Origin of the sequence: Bacteroides sp. 44_46, from assembly GCF_001915465.1 — a bacterium.
GTDB classification, from domain to species: Bacteria; Bacteroidota; Bacteroidia; order Bacteroidales; family Bacteroidaceae; genus Bacteroides; species Bacteroides clarus.
In genome coordinates this window covers 150,189-168,961 of the sequence record NZ_MNQO01000013.1, presented here as the reverse complement: position 1 = coordinate 168,961, position 18,773 = coordinate 150,189, and the positions used below count along the sequence as shown (strand labels likewise).

19 protein-coding genes and 1 tRNA gene are annotated in these 18,773 nt (G+C 42.8%); 5 read left to right on the top strand and 15 right to left on the bottom strand.

Translation table 11 applies throughout. The features are described 5' to 3' along the window. Window positions 1-8 precede the first annotated feature (8 nt). The 7 genes from BHV73_RS05895 to BHV73_RS05865 form a co-directional block, all read right to left on the bottom strand. The gene (locus tag BHV73_RS05895; RefSeq protein ID WP_022218968.1) at window positions 9-491 is read right to left on the bottom strand and encodes a hypothetical protein; all 483 of its coding nucleotides are present in this window, start codon (window positions 489-491) and stop codon (window positions 9-11) included. Window positions 492-503: 12 nt separating this feature from the next. Next, entirely contained in the window at window positions 504-1,283 is a 780-nt protein-coding gene (locus tag BHV73_RS05890) for a MotA/TolQ/ExbB proton channel family protein (RefSeq protein WP_286737353.1), read from the bottom strand. Window positions 1,284-1,362: 79 nt separating this feature from the next. Continuing rightward, window positions 1,363-1,450: transfer RNA gene (locus tag BHV73_RS05885), tRNA-Ser, on the bottom strand. A gap of 162 nt (window positions 1,451-1,612) precedes the next feature. Next, on the bottom strand, window positions 1,613-2,392 hold the full coding sequence (locus tag BHV73_RS05880) for a TatD family hydrolase (protein ID WP_087412656.1): 780 nt from the start codon (window positions 2,390-2,392) through the stop codon (window positions 1,613-1,615). Further along, window positions 2,389-3,102, bottom strand: a complete 714-nt coding sequence (locus tag BHV73_RS05875; protein ID WP_022219504.1) for a hypothetical protein — start codon at window positions 3,100-3,102, stop codon at window positions 2,389-2,391. The genes BHV73_RS05880 and BHV73_RS05875 overlap by 4 nt, the downstream gene beginning before the upstream one ends. 22 nt (window positions 3,103-3,124) lie before the next feature. Continuing rightward, a complete protein-coding gene (locus BHV73_RS05870; protein WP_087412655.1) occupies window positions 3,125-4,099 on the bottom strand; it encodes a polyprenyl synthetase family protein in 975 nt (324 codons plus the stop codon). 78 nt (window positions 4,100-4,177) lie between these two features. After that, entirely contained in the window at window positions 4,178-4,864 is a 687-nt protein-coding gene (locus BHV73_RS05865) for an energy transducer TonB (protein WP_009123193.1), read from the bottom strand. Between the two features lie 267 nt (window positions 4,865-5,131). On the opposite strand from BHV73_RS05865, the gene cmk reads away from it, so the two are divergent. From cmk to pfkA, 3 genes are all read left to right on the top strand, one after another. Next, the gene (gene cmk, locus BHV73_RS05860; RefSeq protein ID WP_009123192.1) at window positions 5,132-5,821 is read left to right on the top strand and encodes a (d)CMP kinase; all 690 of its coding nucleotides are present in this window, start codon (window positions 5,132-5,134) and stop codon (window positions 5,819-5,821) included. A 16-nt stretch (window positions 5,822-5,837) separates the two neighbouring features. Continuing rightward, the gene (locus BHV73_RS05855) at window positions 5,838-6,701 is read left to right on the top strand and encodes a 4-hydroxy-3-methylbut-2-enyl diphosphate reductase (protein WP_195620772.1); all 864 of its coding nucleotides are present in this window, start codon (window positions 5,838-5,840) and stop codon (window positions 6,699-6,701) included. A gap of 66 nt (window positions 6,702-6,767) precedes the next feature. Beyond that, window positions 6,768-7,748 (top strand): 6-phosphofructokinase, encoded by a 981-nt coding sequence (gene pfkA, locus BHV73_RS05850; RefSeq protein ID WP_009123190.1) that lies wholly within the window; start codon window positions 6,768-6,770, stop codon window positions 7,746-7,748. Window positions 7,749-7,806: 58 nt separating this feature from the next. Here the strand turns inward: pfkA and BHV73_RS05845 are convergent, their stop codons facing one another. From BHV73_RS05845 to BHV73_RS05830, 4 genes are read right to left on the bottom strand one after another with little or no spacing between them, the layout of a single operon-like run. After that, window positions 7,807-8,646 (bottom strand): SDR family oxidoreductase, encoded by an 840-nt coding sequence (locus BHV73_RS05845; protein WP_195501303.1) that lies wholly within the window; start codon window positions 8,644-8,646, stop codon window positions 7,807-7,809. Window positions 8,647-8,693: 47 nt separating this feature from the next. Next, a complete protein-coding gene (locus BHV73_RS05840) occupies window positions 8,694-9,920 on the bottom strand; it encodes an NADH:flavin oxidoreductase (RefSeq protein ID WP_286737352.1) in 1,227 nt (408 codons plus the stop codon). 12 nt (window positions 9,921-9,932) lie between these two features. Beyond that, window positions 9,933-10,706 carry a DUF1295 domain-containing protein gene (locus tag BHV73_RS05835; protein ID WP_087412650.1) on the bottom strand — a complete coding sequence of 258 codons (774 nt, stop codon included), beginning with the start codon at window positions 10,704-10,706 and terminating at the stop codon, window positions 9,933-9,935. A 60-nt stretch (window positions 10,707-10,766) separates the two neighbouring features. Continuing rightward, on the bottom strand, window positions 10,767-11,150 hold the full coding sequence (locus BHV73_RS05830; RefSeq protein ID WP_087412649.1) for a DUF4469 domain-containing protein: 384 nt from the start codon (window positions 11,148-11,150) through the stop codon (window positions 10,767-10,769). A gap of 532 nt (window positions 11,151-11,682) precedes the next feature. Here BHV73_RS05830 and BHV73_RS05825 point away from each other — a divergent pair. Both BHV73_RS05825 and BHV73_RS05820 read left to right on the top strand, forming a co-directional pair. After that, complete coding sequence (locus BHV73_RS05825) at window positions 11,683-12,642, top strand: hypothetical protein (RefSeq protein WP_009123184.1); 960 nt, start codon at window positions 11,683-11,685, stop codon at window positions 12,640-12,642. 247 nt (window positions 12,643-12,889) lie between these two features. Further along, the gene (locus tag BHV73_RS05820; protein ID WP_087412648.1) at window positions 12,890-13,852 is read left to right on the top strand and encodes a hypothetical protein; all 963 of its coding nucleotides are present in this window, start codon (window positions 12,890-12,892) and stop codon (window positions 13,850-13,852) included. An 82-nt stretch (window positions 13,853-13,934) separates the two neighbouring features. On the opposite strand, the gene BHV73_RS05815 is transcribed toward BHV73_RS05820, so the two are convergent. From BHV73_RS05815 to BHV73_RS05800, 4 genes are all read right to left on the bottom strand, one after another. Then, window positions 13,935-14,894, bottom strand: a complete 960-nt coding sequence (locus tag BHV73_RS05815; RefSeq protein ID WP_162609566.1) for a FimB/Mfa2 family fimbrial subunit — start codon at window positions 14,892-14,894, stop codon at window positions 13,935-13,937. Window positions 14,895-15,024: 130 nt separating this feature from the next. Further along, the gene (locus BHV73_RS05810; protein WP_022219515.1) at window positions 15,025-16,638 is read right to left on the bottom strand and encodes an Mfa1 family fimbria major subunit; all 1,614 of its coding nucleotides are present in this window, start codon (window positions 16,636-16,638) and stop codon (window positions 15,025-15,027) included. Between the two features lie 42 nt (window positions 16,639-16,680). After that, the gene (locus BHV73_RS05805; protein ID WP_087412646.1) at window positions 16,681-18,189 is read right to left on the bottom strand and encodes a DUF3868 domain-containing protein; all 1,509 of its coding nucleotides are present in this window, start codon (window positions 18,187-18,189) and stop codon (window positions 16,681-16,683) included. 9 nt (window positions 18,190-18,198) lie between these two features. Then, window positions 18,199-18,771 (bottom strand): DUF3575 domain-containing protein, encoded by a 573-nt coding sequence (locus BHV73_RS05800; RefSeq protein ID WP_087412645.1) that lies wholly within the window; start codon window positions 18,769-18,771, stop codon window positions 18,199-18,201. Between the last annotated feature and the right edge of the window lie 2 nt (window positions 18,772-18,773).

Sequence of the window (18,773 nt, the reverse complement as noted above, 5' to 3'; positions counted from 1 at the left end):
TCCTTTTATTATTTAAACTTTTTAGCTATACCAAAGCCAAATATCAACAGAATCATTGCACCCATCATAATATAGATAGTGTACAAGAACATATCTGTCAACTTCAACCAGAACGGAACATTTTCTGCACCATCATAGCCAGGCATTACCAAAGGTTGATCGCTTCCCATAGCCCATGATATAACCAATACCACGATAATGAGAATCAAGCCTAACAATGATTTAATTGCAGTCATAGGAGAATCAATGAATCCTGTTACAAATTGATAAATAGCAGCTGCGATTGTAATAATAACAGCTATTCCAAACAGGATATACATCCAGTATATCAAAGCATCTGTTTGTGCAGGCTCCTCCATTGCAGTATCTGCGACCAAACGCTGATCAAGCGGGGTTTCTCCACCAAAGAAGAACATACCCAGAATGACCAATGTAATGGCAAGCATCACATACAGTACAGTACCTGAAACTTTTTGAATTCTTACTTTCATATCGCAGATAAATTATTTTTTGTATTTCAAATCATATTTAATAACCATATCCAACAAAGTGATAGAAGAGTCTTCCATATCGCTGGTCAAAGCTTCAATCTTAGACAGAATATAGTTATAGAATACCTGCAAAATCAAGGCAACGATCAAACCGAAGATAGTTGTAATCAAGGCAACTTTCATACCACCTGCTACAACCGTCGGAGAGATATCACCTACTTGTTGGATTTTGTCGAATGCCTGCACCATACCGATTACAGTACCCAAGAATCCTAATGACGGAGCCATTGCGATGAACAGTGTAATCCAAGAACATCCTTTTTCCAAGTAACCGGCTTGTACACCACCATAAGAAACAACTGATTTTTCAACAACGTCGATACCTTGATCAATTCTCATCAAACCTTGGTAGTAGATGGAAGCGATAGGACCTCTTGTGTTACGTGCGATGTCTTTAGCAGCTTCAACATCACCTTTTTCCAAAGCAGCTTCAACAGCAGCAATGAACTTTTTAGTATTGATTTCAGCCAAGCTCAGATAAATGATACGTTCAATACAGAAAGCAAGACCGATGACCAATGCTATGGCAACGAAACTCATAAAGAAAGCAGAACCTTCAATAAACTTTGTTTTCAACTCTTTGTGGATACCACCTTCTGCCTCTTCAATAGTAGCAGGAGCTGCAGCTTCGTCAGCAGGAGCTGCTTGTGCTGCAGGAGCAGCTTGTTCAAGTTGAGTTGAGCCAAATGTTAAGACTCCCATCACAGCAACAATTGCAAATAACTTTTTCATTGTGTGTCTAATTTTTAAGATTAATTAATTAAATTACTTATTATGTTTATTTATTGTTTTTCTCTTATCTTAAATCTTGCGGAGAGACGGGGATTCGAACCCCGGATACCCTTTAGGAGTATACACGCTTTCCAGGCGTGCCTCTTCAACCACTCGAGCATCTCTCCAATCTACGCCTTCCTTGAAATCGGGTGCAAATTACAAAAAAAATGCGAACCACAAGCGTTTTCAGCTACAAATGTATTCTTTTTTTTGTTCTTCCACAGCATTCTCAAAGTTTTATCCTCAATAAAATCTCAAAATTAATAAACTTTAAAATCTTTGGAACGTTATTTGAGTATTCCAAACACTTTTAAGGCATTTTCAGAAGTGATACAACCTACTTCCTCAGGCGACTTACCGTATATTTCCGCTACTTTTAACAGAGTATCCTTTACATTTGCGCTCTCGTTTCTCTTCCCCCGATTCGGCACAGGAGTAAGATAGGGAGAATCGGTTTCGAGAACAATCCGTTCCAAAGGAATATTTCGCAAAACTTCCGGTAAGCCCGATTTTTTGAATGTTACCACACCATTGATACCAATAAAGAAATTAGAAAACTCCAATATTCGAAGGGCCTCCTCCAATGTTCCCGTAAAGCTATGAAAGACGCCTGCCAAAGGAGAGGCCTTATAAGGTTTCAACACATTATATATATAATCGAATGCCTCACGACAATGAATGACTATAGGTAACTTATACTCCAAGGCCCATTGTATCTGCTGCTCAAAAACGATTTGTTGTTCCTTCAAAAATGTTTTATCCCAATACAGATCCATTCCGATTTCACCAATTGCCACATAGTCATTCGGCATTACCAAATATTCGGACACAACGGCCAATTCTTTCTCATAATCGGCATTCACAGATGTCGGATGCAATCCCATCATCGGGTAGCAATAACCTTTATAGTCCGAACAAACACGAAGCATCGGCTCTATGGTCGTACTATCGATATTAGGCATAAAGATATGACTTACTCCCGCTGCCTGAGCACGCTCCATTACTTGCGGCAAATCAGATTGAAATTCTTCCAGGAAAAGGTGGGAATGTGAATCTACTAACCTCATTTCGCTATCTCTTCTTTCGTTTTTTCACCGGTACGGTAATAATAAATCAAACCATAGCCGCGACACAAATCCAAGCGTTTTTCATTCGGCATCACCTCGGCATACTTCCGTTCTACCTGATTCCAGATATCTAAAATCAGAGTATCGGCCTCGTCTCGCATGGAAGCAAGAGTTTCCAGACTGCGAGCTGTCAAAGCCTGCAAATTCTTCTGTTTCTCATAACTCTCCATAAAAATATCATAATGAACTCTGACTTTAGCAATGGTAGGATTATAGATAGGAATCCCCCCTTGAGAAGTACGTCTATTCTCACCGTCAACGACCTTACGTCCCCATTCCGCCAAAGCTGTCTCTGTAGATAAATCCGGAACATTATGATTTTTAATATCCAATCCGTAATATTCTTTATGAGCGGTACGCACTTCCGAACGAATCACGGCCAGGTTCAGGACTTGAATGAAATGCGAAATATAAAGACGGGCAATCTTTACATTCGACTGATGCTTACGTCCCGCTTTTGCCTGACGTTCAAAACATTCCGCATAATAAGCCTGTGCAGCTTCAAATTTCATCAAGAAGTTCCGGGCATCCGTAAGAGTCTTTAAAGACACTGCCAAATCATATACGTTATATATATCACCTTTCGCAACTACGGCCTTTAACGCCCGTATTCTTGCTTGGTCTGTATTTGGTAATCTCCTATAAGGCATTTGCTAATCGGATTAATATCAGTTACACTTCCCGGTACATCAGCTCTTTTATAAGCTTCTCAAGCTCTTTTTTCTTTTCATCCGCTACATTCACAGCCACCAGACTATCCATCGCCCTATTGCTGTATTCCGTTATTTTATTCTCACAAAGAGTTTTAACCCCTATCTGATTATACAAATCGGTTACAGCTGTAATCTTCTCGGCCGGATTAAAATCCACAACAGTTATCCAGTGTTGTAACCGGCTTGCCTGCTCCTGACTCGCATGCTCCAAAGCTTTAATCAACATATAGGTTTTCTTATTACACAGAATATCTCCACCGATATTTTTCCCAAAGACAGCAGCATCACCGTACACATCCAACAAGTCATCTTTCAGCTGAAAAGCCACTCCCGTATTCATTCCGAAATCATACAAACGTGCCGCGTCATCCGCAGAAGCTCCTCCCAACAATGCACCGATTTTCAAGCTCGCAGCCAACAACACGGATGTTTTCAGGCGAATCATCTCCAGATATTCCTCCTCTTTTACATCATTCCGTTGTTCAAACTCCATATCCATTTGCTGTCCTTCGCATATTTCAAGAGCAGTCAGACTGAATAAATCCATTACTTCTTTCAAATGCTCTACCGGACACTGCGCCATGAACTGATAGGCCAATACCAACATTGCATCCCCCGAAAGAATAGCCGCATTATCATTCCATACCTTATGTACGGTTTCTTTTCCACGACGTTTATCGGCACGATCCATCAAGTCATCATGTAGCAATGTATAATTATGATATACTTCAATACCTGTTGCCGATGAGAATGCAGGTTCAACATTTTCTTTATAAAGATTATAAGCCATCAACATCAGTACGGGACGAATTCTTTTCCCACCCATTGACAAAACATAGGTGATAGGATCATACAAGCCCTTCGGGGTGCGAACAAATCGCAAATCCGCAATATGAGAATTTATTTTTTCGAGAAGCTCGGAAGCTGTAAACATAAGTATTTCAATTTAGGAGTGGTGGAGAATGAAAAGAGGCTGCTTTTAGGCAGCCTCTTTACGCTATAAATAATTTTATTACTGCAATCGGAACATTACAGGCACCGTATACTTCACACGTACTGCCTTACCACGTTGCATACCCGGTTTCCATTTCGGCATTGAGCTAATCACGCGGATAGCTTCCTTATCCAAATACGGGTCAACACCTCTAAGCACTTTAGCATCTACGATACTACCGTCTCTGTTAACAACGAACTGTACGGTCACACGGCCTTGAGTTCCGTTTTCCTGAGCGATAGTAGGATATTTGATGTTCTTGCTCAAATACTGCATCAAGCCAGCCATGCCACCGTTAGGGAATTCCGGCATCTGCTCTACTACCTCGAAGATAGTCTGTTCTTCCGGTTCTTCCTCTTCAACAGCTACGGGAACATACTTGATTTCTACAGCCTGATTGGTTTCCTCGGATGTAGCGATAGTAGTTTCTTCCACATCGGCATCATCATCCACGATTGTCAAAGTTTCTGCAATCGAAGGAGCTTCGGGAGGGGGAGGAGCTACCTGCTCGGGTTGTTCCGTAATAGGAATGATTTCCTCTTCAAATACAAGGTCGGTAATAGCCTGGCTCGTATCAATCTTGATATCACGTTTGGTCCATTCGAATGCGATGAACATAAACGCGAGCACAATCACGTAACCGACGAGCAGCCAAGTTGACTTTTTGTTCTCCAAGTCTGCCTTAGGTGTCTTTTTAATTTCCATAATTTATAATATAATTTTAGTGTTTCTCATTTGTGGCAAATATAGTACTTTTCCCACGATTGTTCTTGCTTAGCTGTGTTTTTTTACACAATAAGCAGTGCATTTTCATTTTTTTAATTCTTCAAAAGCCCTCATCAGCTTTTGTGCCACAAATGTAACGAGATATTTTAAAAATACCGTATCTTTGGCAAGAATTTTAGATGAAACATTCAAAATTTTCTATAAGGAAGAGTTTTTCTATATAAATATAGTATAAAATCATTTCATATGAAAAAGATAACAATCGCAATCGACGGCTTTTCATCATGCGGAAAAAGTACCATGGCCAAAGACCTTGCCCGTGAAATAGGTTATATTTACATAGACAGCGGAGCCATGTATCGTGCCGTTACTTTATATAGTATAGAGAACGGTATATTCACAGGTAACGACATCGATACGGAGAAACTGAAAAAGCAAATTAAGGATATTCATATATCTTTCCAACTGAACCCGGAGACGGGACGCCCGGACACATATCTGAACGGAGCCAATGTAGAAAAAAAGATTCGTACAATGGAAGTGTCTTCCCGCGTCAGCCCCATTGCCGCTCTCGACTTTGTACGTGAAGCGATGGTGGCCCGGCAGCAGGCGATGGGAAAAGCCAAAGGTATTGTAATGGACGGCCGCGACATCGGCACAACCGTATTTCCGGATGCCGAACTTAAGATTTTTGTAACGGCCTCCCCCGAAATCCGTGCACAGCGCAGATACGATGAGCTAAAAGCCAAAGGAGAAGAGGCAGGTTTCGATGAAATTCTGGAAAATGTGAGACAACGGGATTATATAGACCAGAATAGAGAAGTAAGTCCGCTTCGCAAAGCCGATGACGCGCTGTTGCTGGACAATAGTCACATGACCATTTCTCAACAAAAAGAATGGCTGGCCGAGCAATTCGACAAGGTTTGCAAATCATAATCCTAAAACCTGCAATATGGCAAAAGTTGAAATAGATGAAGGTTCCGGTTTCTGCTTCGGAGTAGTTACCGCAATCAATAAAGCGGAAGAAGAATTGGCCAAAGGCGGAACATTATACTGTTTGGGAGACATTGTACATAACAGCCGTGAAGTGGAACGTTTGAAAGCAATGGGGCTGATCACCATCAACCATGAGGAGTTCAATCACCTGCACGACGCTAAAGTATTATTACGGGCACATGGTGAGCCCCCCGAAACCTACATAACCGCTAAACGTAACAATATTGAAATAATCGACGCCACCTGTCCGGTAGTTCTTCGCTTGCAAAAGAAAATCAAGCAGGAGTACACTCAGGAAGATTATGAAGAAAAACAAATCGTCATATACGGGAAAAACGGGCATGCCGAGGTACTGGGATTGGTAGGGCAAACCACAGGGAAAGCAATCGTTATCGAAAAACTTGAAGAAGCCAAAAGCTTAAATTTCAGCAAGAGCATCCGTCTTTATTCCCAAACCACCAAATCACTGGATGAGTTCCAAAAGATAGTGGAATATATAAAGGAACATATATCTCCGGACGTTACTTTCGAATATTACGATACCATATGCAGGCAAGTTGCCAACCGCATTCCTCATATCCGAAAATTCGCCGCTTCCCACGACTTGGTGTTTTTTGTCAGCGGAAAGAAAAGTTCCAATGGAAAAATCCTGTTCAACGAATGCAGGAAAGTCAATCCGAACTCACATCTGATTGACAGTGCAGAAGAGATAGACAACCAGTTACTCATTGGTGCAGAGTCCATTGGCATCTGTGGAGCGACTTCCACGCCCAAATGGTTAATGGAAGAAATATCCAAGGCAATAAAATCACGAATTTAAAAAGCTTTTGTTATCTTTGCCAGCAGATTTTCAAGGTAATTATTAACACTAAACAAGGAGATTGTTATGGGAACAATTAAGTGTATCGGTATTTTAACATCGGGCGGTGACGCTCCGGGAATGAATGCGGCGATTCGTGCGGTGACACGCGCAGCTATTTACAACGGACTTCAAGTAAAAGGCATATATAGAGGTTACAAAGGTTTGGTAACCGGTGAAATCAAAGAATTCAAGAGCCAGAATGTAAGCAATATCATCCAATTGGGCGGTACTATTCTGAAAACAGCGCGTTGCAAGGAATTCACCACTCCCGAAGGACGTCAGATTGCATACGACAACATGAAGAAAGAAGGCATTGACGCCTTGGTAGTTATCGGTGGAGACGGTTCTTTGACAGGCGCACGTATCTTCGCGCAGGAATTCGACGTACCATGCATCGGCTTGCCGGGAACTATCGACAACGACCTTTACGGCACAGATACAACCATCGGCTATGACACCGCCTTGAATACGATTCTGGGTGCTGTGGACAAGATTCGCGATACGGCAACTTCACACGAACGTCTTTTCTTCGTTGAAGTTATGGGACGTGACGCCGGTTTCCTCGCCCTGAACGGCGCTATCGCATCCGGAGCAGAGGCAGCCATTATCCCGGAATTCAGCACCGAAGTAGACCAACTGGAAGAGTTCATCAAGAACGGTTTCCGCAAATCCAAGAACAGCAGTATCGTACTCGTTGCCGAAAGCGAATTAACCGGCGGCGCCATGCACTATGCCGAACGTGTGAAAAACGAATATCCTCAATACGACGTACGTGTTACAATTCTCGGCCATCTACAACGTGGCGGCAGTCCTACGGCGCACGACCGTATCCTTGCCAGCCGTTTGGGTGCGGCGGCAGTAGATGCCATTATGGAAGGACAGCGCAATGTCATGATAGGTATAGACCATGATGAAGTGGTTTATGTACCTTTCACAAAAGCCATCAAGAACGACAAGCCTATCAAAAAAGACTTGGTCAATGTATTGAGAGCACTTTCCATTTGACAAAGACCTGTAAAATATAATGCAAAAGGCGCAAGATTCCACTCTCGCGCCTTTTGCATTATAACCACTTCTCCACAATCCTCTCCGTACTGTCCCACAACTCCTGCATCTGCACATGGTCGGTGAACTTTCCGGAAAGCGGTTTCGGACGGCAACTTACATTCAGAGTACCCGTACGTTTTCCCGCATCCTCATCCAGCAGCAGATGAACAGCCGTTGCGGCCCCTTTCCCGGGAGTACGGATGAAAGGACGGAAAAGAATATCCGTCAACGGGTCGAACCACATGTGCATCGTTATGATATTGGTGGAAACAATGCCCGGGTCAGCCGCATTAACCACAATGCCTTTTTCTTTAAGACGGGCAGCCAGATTAAGAGTAAACAAAGTCAGCGCCAGTTTCGTATTACTGTACACAGGAATACGCCAGAAGCCTCCTTTCCTTCCCCGAAGAAAGAAATCGGGAAAGTCGAGACATCCGACAGCATAGGTACAAGATACCATATTAACGATACGGCTTCCCTCTCCCATCAGAGGAAGAAGCTTGCGTGTCAATAAATAAGGAGCGACATAATTAACGCTTACCGTACGTTCCAAACCATCCTCCGTGATACGGCGGCACGTTTCCATCGTCCCCGCATTATTCATCAGCAGACTGACAGCATCGCCACGTTTCAAAACGGTTTCGGCAAAAGCCGCCACAGACGCAAGCGAAGACAAGTCTACGCCCAATACCTCAAGATGCGGATTACCTGTATCTCGCACCAACATTTCCCTCACCTTCTCCGCCTTTTCCGGACGGTAACAAGCCATAATAATCTTATATCCGGCCTTAGCCACAGCGCGCGTTATTTCCGTTCCCATACCGCCGTCTGCACCGGTTATGATAGCAAGTTTCACGTTTATCTGTTACAAATTATAAATTACAAAATCCAAGAAGACGGTAATCACCCTTTCGCTTCTATTCTCTCAATCTCCCGCTTCAAGCAAGCCGGAAGCTCCTCGCCCAAATGCTGATGACAAGCCATTTCAATGGAGTACATCCGTGCTATACAATAGTTGCTATGCCTGCAATTACAGCGCACGTTCTCCTCATCACGCATACGGTTCACAAAGCCCGGTTCATTAAGTAGCGCACGCGCCATTTGTACGGCATCAAAACCATCGTCCAAAACCTCGTCTATTTTGGAACGCGACACCAGTCCGCCTACGTATATCAACGGCATCTTCAACTCCGCACGGAACTTCAAGGCATCTTCCAGGAAATAGGCTTCTTTAAACGGCACAGCGGGTATCATCCACTTACCTGCCATGCGTACTCCGTACTTCAACCACCAGCACGTCATATAATGCGTCATGCTGCGAATCGGCATTTCCCCACGCATCACATACATAGGGGCTTTGCTTACAAACCCGCCGCTCAGCACCAGCCCGTGCGCTCCCGACTGTTCGAGACGCTTGGCCACCTGCATCGTTTCGTCCATCTCCATGCCACCCCGGAATCCGTCACGCATGTTCATCTTCACAAGTACCGCCATATCACTGCCGGCAGCCTTCATCACCTCCTCCATTACCATATCCATAAAACGCATACGGTTCTGCAACGAACCGCCGAATTCATCTTTACGATGATTGGTAGAGGGTGAAAGGAACTGGCTGATAAGATAACCATGCCCCGCATGGATTTCCACAGCATCAAACCCCGCCTCACGCGCCAGATTCACCGAACGCCCGTAGGCACGCGCCATCTCCGGCAATTCATCGGCACGCAGCCCTCGTACAAAAGTGGGTGAATACAGGTTAAAGCCACCGCTTGCACCGACAGGAGTACATCCGCAAATACTTTTATGCGACATATTCCCGCAATGCCCCAACTGAATGCCGGCAGCAGCGCCCTCCGCGTGTATCGTATCAGTCAGCTCGCGAAGTCCCGGAATGATTTCAGGACGCATCCACAACTGGCGGTCAAAAGAAAGGCCGCTCCGGGTAACGGCGGCATAAGCCACGGTAGTCATACCGATACCGCCCGCCGCGACCGAGCGATGATAGTCGAGCAGCATATCCGAAGGCGCATTGCCCGGACACATACTCTCAAAAGCGGCCGAACGGATGGTACGGTTGCGTAAAGTCAGCGGTCCGAAAGTGACCGGTGTGAATAATTTTGAGTTTCCCATTATTCCTTATCTTTAATATACAAAAGGTATAATACGTTTTCTTTTTCCTACGGCCTCAACACCAAATTCCGCACGATAGTGTTTATTAATCGCATCTGCGCGGGGTACCAAATTGGCAAATGTCCACCACACAAAAACCCAGGCAGCCGGAGAAGCCGTCAGCACTGCAAATCCCACCCATTCCACCAACTCACCGAAATAGTTGGCGGACGTGATATATCGATAAAGACCTTTATTCGGAAGATAATGTCTGGTATCCCCGGGCTTACGCAAATGGCGTATCACATAATCGGAATGCAGGTTTATCCCCATTCCTATAAAAAACAGCAATAATCCCCCAATCCCCCGAAAAGAAAGGAAATAGTGCCAGCCGGCAGCATATTGCTGCCCTGCCACGGTGAAATAGAAAATGCCGCCCGCCTGCATTATCCCGTTCAGCAGATTAAAAACAATACCCATCGCCATGATGGCGACCGGCATGCGGGACTTACCTTTTAATAATAGCGGAAAGATAAACGAACGCTGAAAATAGTGCAGTAAAAATAACAACAGAAAAATAAATTCCGGTACGGCAGTACCCGTTCCACTATACGCCCAAAGAATCAACATCACAAAGAAAACGGGAGACTCCATCAATATCCAGGCTGACTTGTTATCAATAGATACACCCCACGAAGCTGTACGAAACATTCCATAACCGGCCTTAATGAAATAAAGCGCAATAAAAACGAAAAGAGCCGTTAAGCCCATCGCACATAGGAACACTTGAAATGTTTGTTGACTCATATTATTCAATTTAAGTGCAACAAATATACGGAAAACTCACGAAACCGGTATCAATGCCGTTCAAATAATCTTATTGCGGTAATATCTAATCGAATAATCAACATCACCCTCCCTGCAAACTCTCCATACCACCGGAAAAACATAAACAAGCACCAGCTTCCCCGCCTCATATACTTGTAACACCGGAGAATATGTACCCGGATCCAAATTGGGAAGAACTACCAACAATTGCGTATCCGTATATTTACAGACATGACTGATTTGTATCAGACAACCGCTATTTTCAAGCGGGGCAAGTCCTAACACAGTTTCCTCCAAAGCGGATAAACGCAAATTCTCACCGGTCACTACAATAGGCGCACTCGGGGTAATAGTACCGTCGTGAGAACCTGTCAAAGGATCATATATATCTTTTATAAACGGTGTATTCAGCATCTTCTCCATATTTACCACACTCTTTAATGATATTTTCCATGCCCATCCCACCTATACGGTCTTCCGGGCTGCATGGCAAAATTACTCCACAGCCGATAAAGTTCCATGGCTAAAAGAATGTCTTTCCAGCCTCTCTTTTTTCTGATAGCGAACATTCCATGAATATTGATTCCGGAGTTCATTAATTCGTCAGACTTAATAGATATGTTGCATATTTCGAAACAAGACTGATGAGATAAGTGTTAAATAGATAAATCATATATGATTCTCCGCAATAAATACCCCTTGAACGAGAAAAAGGCAGATGGAAGATAAGATACACTTACGGCTGAGATATTATTAGAAGCCTTACAATATGATATTAAAAGCCTTATAATATAGTATTGAAAGCCTTTTAATATCAATCTAAAAGCCTTTTAACAGTCAATCACCATAGGGAAGAGCTTGGCAGATGCAGCAAAGGAAACATCCTAAATCATACCAGTTCTCATCCAGAGGTATAAACAGGGATAATCATATAAATATATAACTCACAAAAATCATGATTACAGACGAGCTAAGCACAGGAATCATTGAAGCTGTCAAAACCAAACTTCCGCAAAAAGATAATTTGGCAAACACTTTAATGGATATTCTTTATATAGGGAAAGAAGCCACCTATCGCCGTTTAAGAGGCGAAGTACCCTTTACGTTGGCCGAAGCGGCTATCCTATCAAGGAAATTAGGTATATCCCTGGATACTATTATAGGAACGAGTTTCCGGGAAAATGCCGTATTCGACATGAATATCGTAGACTATCAGAACCCTTTCGAGACTTATTTCACAATTCTCGACCGATACGTGAAACTGTTCCATACCATAAAAGGGGATACGAGTTCGGAAATGGGAACTTCATCGAACATCATTCCACTGACTCTTTCAATGAAGCACGATATACTTTCCAAATTCAGGCTATTCAAATGGATGTACCAAAACGAAAGCATGAGATGCAAGCATTTCGATGAACTGGAAATACCCCAAAAGCTCATCAACGTACAAAGAGAATTTACCCGAATGACATCTCACATACATTCCAGAGATTACATCTGGGATAAAATGATTTTCAGTAATCTGGTAAACGATATTCAGTATTTCTCGGATATCCATTTACTGTCAGAGGAAAATAAAGACAACATCAAAGAAGAGACGCTTTTATTGATTGACGAACTGGAGGAACTCGCCGGCCGGGGAAAATCCGAGACCGGTAATGATATAAGAATCTATATATCCAATATAAACTTTGAAGCGACTTACAGTTATCTGGAAACAACTTCCATGCACTTAAGTATGATTAGAGTATATGCCATCAATTCTATCACAACGCAAGACAATGAAATGTTCGGCGATTTCAAAGAATGGATTCAATCATTAAAGAAGTTCTCCACCCTGATATCGGAAAGCGGTGAGATGCAGCGTATCCTGTTTTTTAAAAAGCAAAGGGAAATTATCAACGCGCTTTAATTCCCTGTTTGCCGAAATCTGAAAAACCAAACCTCAAATGTGTCTGATAATGAAAGACAGATAGAATTTCTACCTGTCTTTTTCATTCGACAATGTTTTATCCTTCCAATCCTTTCAAATAGAAAAAGACACCATCCTCCATACATGATATAGTTCACCAATGTTTCATCATCTAATTCTATATTTGCAGATACCACAAATCTTTATGCCAAGTCTCGAATTAATAACTAAATATGGGAAGTGAATTATGAATAAGAACTATATTGTAACAAACCTGATTGATGAAATGAAAGAGAGAATGCCCCACGGACAGAATTTGGCCAATTATCTGGCAGATACCCTATGTATGGGAAAAGAGTCCGTTTACCGCAGGCTGCGCGGAGAAGTCGCGTTCACTTTCGATGAGATAGCAATGATTTCCTGTAATTTCGGGATTTCCATCGACCAGATAATAGGAAATCACCTTCCTAACCGCGCCACATTCGATGTAAACCTGTTACTCTCACCGGACCTGTTTAAGAGCTATAATGAAATTATAGAACATTACCTGCAGGTTTTCAACTTCGTAAAAGGAGATAGCAGTACCGAAATATATACAGCTTCCAACACGATTCCTTTCACTCTCTACTCTTCCTATGAATATCTTTCCAAATTCAGGTTATGCCGCTGGATGTATCAGTATGAAAAGATAAAAACGCCGAATACCTTAGCGGAAATGCAGGTTCAGGAAAAAATCGTGGCCGCTCATAATGAGTTAAGCAACAGCATGAAAAGATGCGGAAAGACCTATTTCATATGGGATACGGACATATTCCATTCACTCGTGAAAGAAATAAAGTACTTTGCCGAACTAAACCTAATCTCAGCCAATGACGGCATCCATCTAAAGGAGGAACTGTTACAGTTGCTCACCGAACTGGAAAGGCTGTCCGTCAAGGGACAATTCAACAACGGTCATGAAGCCTCCATCTATTTATCAAATATAAATTTTGAGGCAACATACAGCTATATAACGAAAAAAGATTTCCAAATCAGTCTCTTCAGAGTATATTCCATCAATTTCATGGATTCGCAAAATCCGCATATCTGCCAAATGCAAAAGGACTGGATACAATCTTTGAAAAGGCATTCCACACTTATTTCTGGAAGCGGAGAAGCACAACGCATCGCTTTCCTTGAAAGGCAAAGGAGGATAATCGAAACTTTATAGCTGCACTCGAATAAACGTTCAAAAGGGTAAACCGGGATATGCCGGTTTACCCTTTTGAACAATAAGTCATCTTATCCCGTATCTACATCTCTTCCTCCGGCTGAATATAATGAGTCCAGCCATTGATATTAATTTGGACGGCATGCCATGGTTCGGAAAAGAAAAAGACTATTTTATACTCATCCTGACGGTCAAGATATTCTTGCACTCCCCAATTGTTGCCTTCCATATCCGTCATTGCCAGATAATCAATCAGATTTATGTTAAACACCTTTTTCCTTGTATTTTTTTCAGTCACGACAAAACGGGTCTGACGATCCGACATCAATCGCATTGTATTCAACTCAACAGCGGCCGCCGAAGGGTTTCTTTGCTCCATATGATACGGACGGAAACTCAGGACATCATCATCCAACAATGAATTATCATGTCCCAAATGCCCGTTGGATTCTATGATTTCGTAATCATAATCCTCCACATTCAGTTTCCAGCTATCATCCGAGTACCCCTGGAATATAAACCTTACTTTATTGGTATCCTTTATCAAATTAATAGTCTCCACCTGATTATCTGTTCCTGTAAACGCAATATTATGAATCTCACCATACCAAAGCGGCTCCAACTCATGCAGAACAATCAAGGATTCTTCCCGTTTTAATTGTAATCTCAACTCTGTAATAGAAGAAACTCCCGGAATCAAAGAAACGATATCATACGAATCACGTGCGCCTGCCCATGCCATAAATTGGTACTCACCGACAGACAGTTCTACTTCCATCCGGTAATTACCCGTTGACAGAGCATCACCTTCTTCCATCTGCTTAAATAAGAACAACCCCTCTTTGTCAAACACATAAAGCTCCACTTTATCCACCTGCGTATGAAACGCATCTGTAAAAAGCATATTATAATCATATTTGAATTTGACAAACAAACGGCATTCCGGCAAATGTTCATTGAAGCTATTGCAAGAAGTTATCATCCACGAAGTAACGATAAGCATCCCGGTAACCATGTAACGCACAAGTATTCCCTGTTTCATATTTTCCTTTTTTACCATTTTCAAATTTCTTGAGAATCTTCCGAGAACCTTCCCATCAAGATAAAAGTATGGGAGAAGTTCTCTCCTCCCTACCTTTATACAGTATGAAGATTGCTTTACCAAGCTGTCGTCACAGTTCCTCTGTCTGAGTATACCAAGTCCAAGGATTCACATTAATCTTGATTGACAGCCAACCGTCCTCGTCTTCATCTTCCTCACCCGGATCCGGTTTGGGCACGTCGGGATAGCCAGGATTATTGAATTTGTTGACATTAATATCGTAAACCGAGTTACGGACAACGCCAAACTCTCCCAGCTCATTCACCGCCAGGTCGGTGTCATCATGCTTAATCATAATCTTATAATAATTGAAGGCATTTTTATAATACGTAAGGCTGCCTACAGTTTTTCCTCTGTCCTCAACGCCAATAACCGAAGCCCTTTTTCCGGTAAACTTATTCACCAAGTCTCCTATTTCAGTATCATCAGCGGCATCCGGCAAAGTAACCTCACCGACATTTACTCCATCCGCTCCTAAATACTTGTTATATGCAGTAGTAAGAGGAGTAGTTATCGAGGTTGGAACAGCCTTGCTATATTTATATTTCAATTCGGCTTCAATCCATTCCGTTAAAGTGGCAAAAGTGTAGTAACCGCCATCAATCAGCATCCAGTCTCCCGTTGCATCCTGGACATCGGTGTCCGTCATATCAGCTTTCTTATATTTCTTAGGTATAAACTTGGCTCTCAACAATACGTGGGTGGTATAAGCATGTACATTTCCTGCTTTATCCTGGGTATTTTCAAGACAGTATTCACTGGTGTTCGATACATTCCAAGTACCGGGGTCGGTAGTAATGTAAGTATAATCCACTCCGGAATGCGGAGCGTCATAATTAGGGTCTTTCCTATAAGAACCTTTTTTATACTGGTCGAACGGCGCACGGAAACCACCGGCCGGATTCAGTTCAAACCAAGTGGAGATTCTTTCCGATGTCGGATAAAACTTCGTATTGGTAGCGTTCAAAAGCCAACCTTCATTTTCGATGGAAGCCACATCACTTGCTTTAGTGATGTAAACACGGACTTTTGCAACCACACGGTCTATATTAATAACCAACGGATTGGCTACCGCTCCCGTCGCATTTTTATAGAGGGTCAGGTCTACCGGGTCGCCCAATCCCGGTTCTTCGGTCTTGGAAGGTTCCAAACCTCCTTTGGCATTAGACATCATAAAACCATCGGTAAAGCTTAAAACTCCGTTCCCGGTGCTAAGAACGAGCGCATCGTTAACCGTAGCGTAAGGAGTACCACCGCTCCAGCCGCTTGGCGCCCTGTCTTTAAACTCTTTGGAAGCGTTGGCTACAATCAAAACACGTTTGGAAGCAGCCGGAACTTTGAATGCTTCCCCGGCATTTCCGGTGGGCTGTCCCGAAGCGTTTGCTCCCGCCTGCGACAAAGTAAGTTCAATATCGGCAGTCACGGTAGGGCTTGCTCCTGATGTGAAAAATATGGCTCTAACAGATTTAATCTCTGTTTCGGCAGGTGTACCATTTTCATGGTCGGGTATGTGCAATCCACGAGTAGACGCCAAAGACGGCGGTCTGACATTCAATGCCACCCATGCATCACCGGTCGGTTCAGTAATGATTCCATTGTCTACATCCGCTACAAAATCATCATTACTACATGCAGCAAATGCCATCGATGCAAGTGCTAACAAAAAATAATTTCTTTTTCTCATTTCTTCTACATTTTAATTAATACTGTTCAATCTACGTTTATTCTATCTGTTCCCTCTCCGGGATTCAATTTCAATGGCATTAGCCTTTTTCTCCGCCAATTCCTTTAAATTCTCTTCGGCTATCGCCATTCCCAGCTTTACAGCTGTCCTTAAATGTTTCTCCGCCTGTTCATAATCTCCTTTCAATAATGCAAGTACTCCCACGGCATTGTTATACTCCGGTAAATACTTATCCGATTTCACTTTTTTCAAATAACGCTCCGCGGAAAGCATATCACCACGCAGAAGGCATGCAGAAGCCGCGTTGATATTGGCAACTTCATCTTCCGGATATAGCCTTACAGCCGTTTCAAAGACCTCTATAAATTCCTGCGAACCTTTAGGGTAACTATCAGCTACCAAGAACAATTCATTCAGACTCAGATTCTGCGGACGTTTTTTTATCATATCTTTCGCTTCATCCATACTGAAATTCCTAATATCATAATTCACTTTACAAATGGCTACACGAAGTCCCGGAAATATGTTCTTCAGGAGATACCGATAGGGTACTCCACCGTGCAGCCGCATCAATTTCGTTTCCCGCCCTTCTTCGACAGACGTATTCTTTATAATCTCCAGCACCTCATCCTTATAATCCATGTCAATGGTATGGAGCGCTTTGACCAAACCCTCCCAGTTTTCACCGCCAAAAACGATATGATACAGATTTCGTGGAAAATCATATCGGGCAGTCAGATAACGGCGTAATGCCATCGCCCGTCCCTCGGATAACCGCTTGTTTACAGCCAATGTCCCTTCAGGAGAAGCATAGCCGATTATCTCCAAACGCTGTACTTCAATACTTTTATCCGATTTCAAGTCATCAATTGCCGTATGAATCTTAGTCAGTTCCACAGGATTATTCATATATTCGGGACGGATGTCCACTTTGTTCACCTCAAAATCCAAGAAACACTCTACTTGTATTTCTCTGTTTTTCACTTTCTCCGTTACCGGTTCCACATAAGTCAAATGAGGAACTACAACATACGGAGTCAACAAACGCTCAAGCACAACTTTATCGGTAACCGTCTGCATATTCATAAATACTGTTTCTCCGCAACCGCATTCTTCACTCCGGATGTCAAGGCGGGCGTCAGCCATCCAGGGTTCATAAGGTATCGCGCATAGGTAGCGAAGCGTATCGTTTCGTATTCCATAGCCCCTTTGCACAGCATAAGGTTTCTTTAAGTCTGTGCTTTTTTTAGCCGATATGGCGAGTGTACGCTCATAGGCCAAAAACTCATTCCGCCCTTTAAAAGAGACTTCCGGAAGATTACAAGTATCCGACGAAGAAATCAACCGGGGGGTAAAATTCACACTGCGCACGGATTTCACTTTCATACCATCCGTAATGAAATTCATTTCTATATGAAGAAAATCGCCATGCTGCTCAAACCTCACCGGTTCTATATTTATAGTTCCACTGTAAGGACGTTTCTGAGCTGCAGCTTGGCTCAAGCATAAAGCAAAGAATACGAATAGGATAAATTGTATATTTCTCTTCATTTTTCTATTCTATTTAATTACATAAATCAATGCCACACTTGCCTTGGTAGGCCCGAAATAATTTTTATTGCCATCTTTCAACTTCGTGCCACATGTAGCACACGGATATTTTTCGTATACAATATGCGCATATCCCAACCCCAAAGAAGCCTCTATACTCCAACGTTTCTTCAATATCCAAGAATGTCCTATCGAGATACCGCCACCGTACAAATGTCCCTGGTAACGGTTACGCTGCATATTCTTGCTTATGAAAGACCAGTCCGGCCAGCCACCGACATTGAAATCGGCATAATGCCCGTGTAGTCCTACAAAGGTGCGGTTGAAACGTTCACAAAACCAATAACGGGCTTCCGGTTGTATCCCCCAATGCCGCAGGCGTCTACCGCTATCCGGCTTCCACGGATTATAATTAACCGGCACTTCTAATGTCCATTTACGTCCCAAGCCTATCTCTACTCCCAAATTCAGAGTTCCGGTAAAATCATATAGAAGATTACTCTTCAAAGCAATTTTCTGCGCTTTACCCTCCGAGATAAAGCATCCCGACATCAACAATATGAATATCAATACTTTCTTCATTT

Coding starts and splice junctions, on each gene's coding strand:
- BHV73_RS05895 (WP_022218968.1), bottom strand. CDS start 491: ATGAAAGTAAGAATTCAAAAAGTTTCAGGTACTGTACTGTATGTGATG.
- BHV73_RS05890 (WP_286737353.1), bottom strand. CDS start 1,283: ATGAAAAAGTTATTTGCAATTGTTGCTGTGATGGGAGTCTTAACATTT.
- BHV73_RS05880 (WP_087412656.1), bottom strand. CDS start 2,392: ATGAGGTTAGTAGATTCACATTCCCACCTTTTCCTGGAAGAATTTCAA.
- BHV73_RS05875 (WP_022219504.1), bottom strand. CDS start 3,102: ATGCCTTATAGGAGATTACCAAATACAGACCAAGCAAGAATACGGGCG.
- BHV73_RS05870 (WP_087412655.1), bottom strand. CDS start 4,099: ATGTTTACAGCTTCCGAGCTTCTCGAAAAAATAAATTCTCATATTGCG.
- BHV73_RS05865 (WP_009123193.1), bottom strand. CDS start 4,864: ATGGAAATTAAAAAGACACCTAAGGCAGACTTGGAGAACAAAAAGTCA.
- cmk (WP_009123192.1), top strand. CDS start 5,132: ATGAAAAAGATAACAATCGCAATCGACGGCTTTTCATCATGCGGAAAA.
- BHV73_RS05855 (WP_195620772.1), top strand. CDS start 5,838: ATGGCAAAAGTTGAAATAGATGAAGGTTCCGGTTTCTGCTTCGGAGTA.
- pfkA (WP_009123190.1), top strand. CDS start 6,768: ATGGGAACAATTAAGTGTATCGGTATTTTAACATCGGGCGGTGACGCT.
- BHV73_RS05840 (WP_286737352.1), bottom strand. CDS start 9,920: ATGGGAAACTCAAAATTATTCACACCGGTCACTTTCGGACCGCTGACT.
- BHV73_RS05835 (WP_087412650.1), bottom strand. CDS start 10,706: ATGAGTCAACAAACATTTCAAGTGTTCCTATGTGCGATGGGCTTAACG.
- BHV73_RS05830 (WP_087412649.1), bottom strand. CDS start 11,150: ATGGAGAAGATGCTGAATACACCGTTTATAAAAGATATATATGATCCT.
- BHV73_RS05825 (WP_009123184.1), top strand. CDS start 11,683: ATGATTACAGACGAGCTAAGCACAGGAATCATTGAAGCTGTCAAAACC.
- BHV73_RS05820 (WP_087412648.1), top strand. CDS start 12,890: ATGAATAAGAACTATATTGTAACAAACCTGATTGATGAAATGAAAGAG.
- BHV73_RS05815 (WP_162609566.1), bottom strand. CDS start 14,894: ATGAAACAGGGAATACTTGTGCGTTACATGGTTACCGGGATGCTTATC.
- BHV73_RS05810 (WP_022219515.1), bottom strand. CDS start 16,638: ATGAGAAAAAGAAATTATTTTTTGTTAGCACTTGCATCGATGGCATTT.
- BHV73_RS05805 (WP_087412646.1), bottom strand. CDS start 18,189: ATGAAGAGAAATATACAATTTATCCTATTCGTATTCTTTGCTTTATGC.
- BHV73_RS05800 (WP_087412645.1), bottom strand. CDS start 18,771: ATGAAGAAAGTATTGATATTCATATTGTTGATGTCGGGATGCTTTATC.